The following is a 7211-nucleotide window of genomic DNA, read 5'->3' on the forward strand; positions in this document are numbered from 1 at the left end:
GAGGCCCGGCAGCGATGCCGGGCCTCTCCCCCACCCTTCGTCCATCGATCGTCGGCGATGGAGGGTTATTCGCCGCCGCCGAGCGAATGGACGAAGATTGCAAGTTCCTTGACGTTGACGTCGCCGAGCCGGGCGCCCCAGGCGGGCATCACGCCATGCTTGGGATGGCGCACCTGGCTGGCAATGGCGGCCTGGCCGGAGGCATAGAGCGCGATGGCGTCGGACAGGTCGGGAGCGCCAAGCTCCTTGTTGCCCTTGGCGTTGTCGCCGTGGCAGGCGGCACAATTGTCGGCGAACACCTTGGCACCGCCCGGAACAAGCTCCGGCGTGTCGGCCGTGCCCGACAGGCTCGCGACATAGGCTGCGACCTCGGTGATCTGTTTCGGTTCGAGAATGTCGGCGAAGGCCGGCATTTCGGACGCATGGGTGTTCTCGTCGCCGTCGAAGCGGACGCCATGGCCGATGGTCTTGTAGATCTGGTCGATGCTGCCGCCCCACAGCCACTCATCGTCATTGAGGTTGGGGAAGCCGGGCGAGCCTTGCGCTCCGGAGGCGTGGCACTGGATACAATTGACCTTGAAGGCGGCAGAGCCGGCGGCGGTGGCGAACTGGCGCAGCTTGTCGTCGGCCAGAATCTCGCCGACGCTCTTCGCCTTGACCGCCTGGACATAGGCGCTCTTGGCCTGTTCGGCTGCGGCCAGCTCGTTCTTGACGTCGGCGCGGCTGGAATAGCCGAGCACGCCTGTCGTCGCCGAGCTGATCATCGGCCAGGCCGGGTAGGCGATGGTGTAGGCCAGCGCCCAGACGACGGTGGCATAGAAGGTCCAGAGCCACCAGCGCGGCATCGGGTTGTTGAGCTCGGTGATACCGTCCCATTCGTGTCCGGTCGTCTCGACGCCGGACAGTTCGTCGATGTGCTTGTCGCCCACAGATCAGTCCTCCTTGAGCGGGATTTGGGCGGCGCGCTCGGCGGCCTGCTTGCCGCCGGGGCGAAGGGCGAAGAGAACCGCGCCGATGAAGAAGACAGTCATCGCCAGCAGCCCCCAACTGTCGGCGAAATGCCGCAACGTCGTGTAGTCCATCGCATATCTCCTAGCGGTAGCCGGTGGCCGGGTCGTAGGTCGAGAAGTCGACCAGCGTCCCGAGCATCTGCAGATAGGCGACCAGCGCATCCATCTCGGTCAGCGCTGCCGGATCGCCGTCGAAGTCGCCAAGCTTGGCCTTGGGATAGCGCGCCAGTACGCCCGACGTGTCGGCATTCGGATCGGCCTGCGCCTTGATGTCGGCATCGGCGCTGGCGATCATCTCGTCGCTGTAGGGTACGCCGACACGACGGTTGGCGATCAGGTCGTAGCTGATGGTCTTCACCGCCAAGGGCGTTTCCTTGAGGAAGGCGTAACTCGGCATGACCGATTCCGGCACCACCGAGCGCGGCTCGACCAGATGCTGGACATGCCATTCGTTGGAGTAGCGATTGCCGACGCGGGCGAGGTCGGGGCCGGTGCGCTTCGATCCCCACTGGAACGGATGGTCGTACATCGACTCCGCTGCCAGACTGTAGTGGCCATAGCGCTCGACCTCGTCGCGGAATGGCCGGATCATCTGGCTGTGGCAGGTGTAGCAGCCCTCGCGGATGTAGATGTTGCGGCCAGCGAGCTCCAGCGGCGAATAGGGCCGCATGCCCTCGACCTTCTCGATCGTGTTCTCGAGGTAGAACAGCGGCGTGATCTGGACCAGGCCGCCGATGCTGACGACCAGAAGCGTGCCGACCAGAAGCAGCGTCGCGTTCTTCTCGATTGTCTTGTGTTTGTCGAGCAGTGCCATTTCGGGCTCCTTACTGCGCAGGCTGGAGGGCGGGGGCTGAGGTGGGCATCGGCTCTTCCTGGCGCTGGTGGCCGCGGATCGTCATGTAGACGTTCCAGGCCATGACCAGCGCGCCGGCGAGATACATCAGGCCGCCAATGGTGCGGACGACGTAATAGGGCGCCATGGCCGCGACGCTTTCGGCGAAGGAGTAGACCAGGAAGCCCTGCTCGTCATACTCGCGCCACATCAGGCCCTGGCTGATGCCGGCAACCCACATGACCGCGGCGTAGACGACGATGCCGAGGGTCGCTAGCCAGAAGTGCCAGGTCACCAAACGCAGCGAATAGAGCCGCTCACGACCCCACAGGCGCGGCACCAGGAAGTAGATGGCGCCGAAAGTGATCATGCCGTTCCAGCCAAGCGCGCCGGAGTGGACATGGCCGATGGTCCATTCGGTGTAGTGGCTGAGCGAGTTGACCGCCTTGATCGACATCATGGGGCCCTCGAAGGTCGACATGCCGTAGAAGGCGATGGCCAACACCATCATGCGGACGATCGGATCGGTGCGGATCTTGTCCCAGGCGCCCGACAGCGTCATCAGGCCGTTGATCATGCCGCCCCAGGACGGCATCCAGAGCATGATCGAAAACACCATGCCGAGCGTCTGCGCCCAGTCGGGCAGGGCGGTGTAGTGCAGGTGGTGCGGGCCGGCCCAGATGTAGAGGAAGATCAGCGACCAGAAATGGATGATCGACAGCCGGTAGGAATAGACAGGGCGTTCGACCTGCTTGGGCACGAAATAATACATCATGCCGAGGAAGCCGGCGGTGAGGAAGAAGCCGACGGCGTTGTGGCCGTACCACCACTGGGTCAGCGCATCCTGCACGCCCGAGAACAGCGAATAGCTCTTCGAGCCGAGGAAGGATGCCGGCACCGCCAAGTTGTTGACCACGTGCAGCATGGCGATGGTGATGATGAAGGCGAGGTAGAACCAGTTGGCCACATAGATATGCGGCTCCTTGCGGTTCAGGATGGTGCCGAGGAAGACGGCGAGATAGGCGACCCAAACAATGGTCAGGAAGATGTCGACATACCATTCGGGCTCGGCATATTCGCGGCTCTGGGTGATGCCGAGCAGATAGCCGGTCGCCGCCATGACGATGAACAACTGATAGCCCCAGAACACGTACCAGGCGAGGTTGCCGCCGAAGAGCCGCGCCCGCGAGGTGCGCTGGACGACGTAGAACGAGGTCGCGATCAGCGCGTTGCCGCCGAAGGCGAAGACCACTGCCGAGGTGTGCAGCGGGCGCAGGCGGCCGAAGTTCAGCCAGGGCTCGATGTTGAGATCGGGGAATGCCAACTGGGCCGCCACGACGACGCCGACCAGGAAGCCGGTGACGCCCCAGAACACGGTGGCGATAACGCCGTAGCGTATTGGCCCGTCCATGTAGGGCGAGCTGTCCGCGGGCGCGGCAGCGGCCGGTGCGTAGTTGCCGGTGCGCAGCAGGACGGTGGCGCCACCGGCAAGGGCGAAGAACAGCACCCACATATGAGCGCCGAACTGGCTATCCTGCGCGAAGGCGGCGCCCAGCAAGGCGGCGAACGCCGCCAGTGCCAGCAGGACGATTTCGTTTCCATATTTCATGAGCGATCCCCGACTATGGTCGCGCGCCGACGGTTTCTGCCGACGCCAGACCGGACACATCCATGACATTGGCGGCTCGCGCCTTGATCTGGATCAAGGTCAAGCCGGCCGTGTCGGCCCAGCCTTGGCCTCAAAAAAGGGAACCTCTGGGTAATGATCGCGCTCAATGACAGGCAAGCCGGATCGCAGGATGGTGCTGAGCGCGAGGCCGTCGAGGTGATGCGGCGCGCCCATACCGCCGAACTTGCGCTGTGCGACCGGCTTGAGGAGATTGCCGATTCACTGCCCAACGGGCTTGACCGGAGAAAATGCATCCTGGCGGCGCGGGCGCTTGGGCCGACAATGGCAAAAATCCACCGCTTCGAGGAGCAGCGGATCTTTCCGTGCTTTTGCCAGCGTCTGGGCCACAGCGTCGAGTCGGGCAAGACCATCGAGCGACTGAGGAACGAACATCTCGAGGATGAGGGCTACGCCGCCGAGTTGCGGGACGCCCTGCGCTTTGCCGCGCGGCAGGGCGAGGCCGACAGTCCGGAAACCCTGGGATTCATGTTGCGAGGCTATTTCGGCGCGGTGCGCCGGCACGTCGCTTTCGAGCGCGACCATGTCATGGCACTTCTGGCGCCCGCCGGTTGACGGCCTGCTCAGATATTGGCGCGTCGCTCCAGCCTGTCCAAGTCGAAGACCGTGATATGGCGGTTGTTTTCGACCGTGATCAGACCGTCCTTGCGCAGCTTGGTCAGCTGGCGGCTGACGGTTTCGATGGTCAGGCCAAGGAAATCGGCGATGTCGGCGCGGGTAAGCGGCAGGTCGAAGCTGATTTCGCCCGCGCTCTCGGCCTCTGGGTCGCCATGCCTGGCGATGAGGTGAAGGAACGAGGCGACACGCTCGGCGGCGGTCTTGCGTCCCAGCGTCAGCATCCAGTCGCGTGCCTCATCGAGCTCGTCGAGCGCCTGGAGATGCAGCCGGTGGCCGAGCTCCGGCGCCTGGTCGATCATACGGTCGAGCGAGGTCTTGGGAAAGGCGCAGACGCGGACGGCGGTTGCGGCTTCTGCCGTGATCGAGCTCTCCTGCTTGAACGGACGGCCAATGAAGTCGGGCGCGAACTGCAGGCCGACGATCTGCTGGCGGCCGTCGGGCAACGTCTTGACCAGCTTGACCACGCCGGCCAGCACGTTGGCGTAGCTGTCGATCGTGTCCGAGTCCGACACCAGCACGGTGCCCGGCTCGACCTTGCGTTTGGTGGTGTGTCGGCTGAGCTCGACAAGCTGTTCCGGCGTCAGCGCACCGCAAACGCCGCGATGCCGCGCCTCGCAGGAGCGGCACAACGCCGGTATTTCAGAATTGTGAATGTCCTGGCGAATGGCCATTTCTTCGTCCAGCACCCCGATTTGCCCAATCTAGGCATCGCGGCCGCCAAAAGGAACCGTGTCATTGTGTCCATCGCCCTGTGTTGCTTTTGATCCAGCTCGTTGCTTGATCCAGGTCTTCGCTTGATCCAGGTCAAGGCGATACCGGCGTCTCCGCAGCATGCTTCAGCAATTGATGGAGACGATCATGGACAGGACCCTCGTCGAGAAATACGCAGCGCCGGTGCCGCGCTACACCAGCTATCCGACCGCGCCGCACTTCAATGCGGCGGTGTCTTCGACGACCTATGGCGGCTGGTTGCGCGCGTTGCCCAAGGGGGCGAGTGCGTCGCTCTACATCCATGTTCCCTATTGCGACCGGCTGTGCTGGTTCTGCGCCTGCCATACCAAGCAGACCCGTCGCTACGATCCCGTCGAACGTTATCTCAGGGCGCTGGAGTGCGAGATCGATACGATCTCCGCGCTGTGTGGAAGCCGGCTAAATGTCCGCAACTTGCATCTCGGTGGGGGCTCGCCGACGATGCTGACACCGAAGGACATGATGGCGCTCGGCAGCCGCCTGCGCGAAAAGTTCAGCTTTGCCGATGATGCCGAAATCAGTGTCGAGATCGATCCCAACGATATGGACGAGGCTCGTTTTGATGCGCTGGCGGCCGTAGGTCTGACACGGGCGAGCCTGGGCGTGCAGGATTTCGATGAGCGGGTTCAAAAGGCCATAAACCGAGAGCAAAGTTTCGAACAGACGAAGGCAGTGGTCAACGCCGTTCGCGCGCGCGGCGTGCGCTCGGTCAATCTCGACATGCTCTACGGCTTGCCGCACCAGACGCTCAACAGCATCGCCGCAACAACGGAAAAGCTGCTGTCGCTGCGACCCGACCGCATCGCGCTGTTCGGCTACGCCCATGTGCCGTGGCTGAAGAAGCACCAGACGATGATCGACGATGCGTTGTTGCCCGACGCTGTGGCGCGGTTGGCGCAGTCGGAAGTGGCCGCGCGGCTGATCCTGGACGCCGGCTACGAAGCCGTCGGCATGGATCATTTCTCCTTGCCTGGGGATAGCCTGGCCGTGGCGGCGCATGCGGGCACGCTGCGGCGCAATTTCCAGGGCTATACGACCGACCAGGCCGACGCGCTGATCGGCTTCGGTGCCTCGTCGATCGGCCTTCTGCCACATGGCTATGTCCAGAACATGCCGGCAACGGGAGAATATGAACGCCGCGTGCTGGCCGGTGGCCTGGCCGCGGTGCGCGGCTTCGCCCTGTCGAATGCCGACCGCATGCGTGCCTGGGTGATCGAGCGGCTGATGTGCGATTTTTCCTTCTCGCGCTGCGAGCTGCTCAGCCGTTTCGGCGATGGCGCCCGCGGCGTCATTGCCGAGGCCGAGCTGCTTGCCGCCAACGACAGGGACGGCGTCTTCGTGCGCGCCGGCAACCGCTTCGTCGTCAGCGAACGCGGCAAGCCGTTCGTTCGATCGATCGCGGCTGTCTTCGACGCCTATCTCGGGCAGGGCACCGCGCGCCATTCCGTAGCCGTCTGAACTTCTACGCGCTGTCAAATTCCTGTATCAAGCGCGTGCGAAACGCACGGCGCGAACGGGATCTGGATTCATGAATCTGACAGTATTTGGGATTGGCTATGTCGGTCTTGTTCAGGCGGCTGTTCTGGCCGAGGTCGGTCATGATGTCGTCTGTGTCGACGTCGATGCGGCCAAGGTCGAGCGGCTGAACCAGGGTTTCATCCCGATCTTCGAGCCGGGGCTGGAGGCGCTGGTGCGCGAGAACCACGCGGCGGGGCGTATCGTCTTCACGACGGACGCTTCGATGGCCGTGCGCCATGGCGCGATCCAGATGATTGCGGTCGGCACGCCGCAGGGCGAGGACGGCTCGGCCGACCTCAAATATGTGCTGTCGGTGGCCGATGCCATCGGCCGCGAGATGGCGGGTGCCAAGATCGTGGTGACCAAGTCGACGGTGCCGGTCGGCACCGCCGACAAGGTGCGCGAGACGATTGCGGTGGCCTTGAAACAGAGAGGCCGGGAGGAGCTAAGCTTCGACGTCGTCTCCAACCCGGAGTTTTTGAAGGAAGGTTCGGCGGTCGCCGACTGCATGAAGCCCGACCGCATCATCGTCGGCACCGACAGCGAAGCGGCCGAGGAGGTGATGCGCGAGCTCTATGCACCGTTCAACCGCAACCACGAGAAGATGATCGTGATGGACGTGCGCTCGGCCGAGTTCACCAAATACGCCGCCAACTGCATGCTGGCGACCAAGATCAGCTTCATGAACGAGATGGCGAACCTGGCCGAACTGCTCGGCGCCGATATCGAGGAGGTGCGCAAGGGCATCGGCTCGGACCCGCGTATCGGCTACCACTTCATCTATCCCGGGCTGGGC

Annotated in this window: 8 protein-coding genes (1 of these 8 only partly in view); 3 read left to right on the forward strand and 5 right to left on the reverse strand. The window is 63.7% G+C overall.

Features of this window, described 5'->3' with window-relative positions:
- Positions 1–65: 65 nt before the first annotated feature.
- The 4 genes from ccoP to ccoN are packed head-to-tail and all read right to left on the reverse strand — an operon-like array spanning position 66 to position 3451.
- Complete coding sequence (gene ccoP, locus H5P29_RS04730; protein ID WP_067955823.1) at positions 66–929, reverse strand: cytochrome-c oxidase, cbb3-type subunit III; 864 nt, start codon at positions 927–929, stop codon at positions 66–68.
- A gap of 3 nt (positions 930–932) precedes the next feature.
- A complete protein-coding gene (locus tag H5P29_RS04735; RefSeq protein ID WP_067955824.1) occupies positions 933–1082 on the reverse strand; it encodes a CcoQ/FixQ family Cbb3-type cytochrome c oxidase assembly chaperone in 150 nt (49 codons plus the stop codon).
- 10 nt (positions 1083–1092) lie between these two features.
- Positions 1093–1824: a cytochrome-c oxidase, cbb3-type subunit II gene (ccoO, locus tag H5P29_RS04740; protein WP_067955826.1), complete on the reverse strand. Its 732-nt coding sequence runs from the start codon at positions 1822–1824 to the stop codon at positions 1093–1095.
- A gap of 10 nt (positions 1825–1834) precedes the next feature.
- On the reverse strand, positions 1835–3451 hold the full coding sequence (gene ccoN / locus H5P29_RS04745) for a cytochrome-c oxidase, cbb3-type subunit I (RefSeq protein ID WP_067955827.1): 1617 nt from the start codon (positions 3449–3451) through the stop codon (positions 1835–1837).
- A gap of 153 nt (positions 3452–3604) precedes the next feature.
- Between ccoN and H5P29_RS04750 the strand changes: the two genes are divergently transcribed.
- Complete coding sequence (locus H5P29_RS04750) at positions 3605–4084, forward strand: hemerythrin domain-containing protein (RefSeq protein ID WP_154387417.1); 480 nt, start codon at positions 3605–3607, stop codon at positions 4082–4084.
- Positions 4085–4092: 8 nt separating this feature from the next.
- Here the strand turns inward: H5P29_RS04750 and H5P29_RS04755 are convergent, their stop codons facing one another.
- Positions 4093–4818 (reverse strand): Crp/Fnr family transcriptional regulator, encoded by a 726-nt coding sequence (locus H5P29_RS04755; RefSeq protein WP_154387416.1) that lies wholly within the window; start codon positions 4816–4818, stop codon positions 4093–4095.
- Between the two features lie 187 nt (positions 4819–5005).
- Between H5P29_RS04755 and hemN the strand changes: the two genes are divergently transcribed.
- Both hemN and H5P29_RS04765 read left to right on the forward strand, forming a co-directional pair.
- The gene (gene hemN, locus H5P29_RS04760) at positions 5006–6355 is read left to right on the forward strand and encodes an oxygen-independent coproporphyrinogen III oxidase (RefSeq protein WP_154387415.1); all 1350 of its coding nucleotides are present in this window, start codon (positions 5006–5008) and stop codon (positions 6353–6355) included.
- Between the two features lie 70 nt (positions 6356–6425).
- Positions 6426–7211: the 5' portion of a UDP-glucose/GDP-mannose dehydrogenase family protein gene (locus H5P29_RS04765; RefSeq protein ID WP_185910249.1), read on the forward strand. 642 nt of this gene lie beyond the right edge of the window; the window shows 786 of its 1428 coding nt (coding positions 1–786); its start codon is at positions 6426–6428; its stop codon lies off the right edge, out of view.

The sequence above is a fragment of the Aminobacter sp. MDW-2 genome (assembly GCF_014250155.1).
Lineage (GTDB): Bacteria > Pseudomonadota > Alphaproteobacteria > Rhizobiales > Rhizobiaceae > Aminobacter > Aminobacter ciceronei.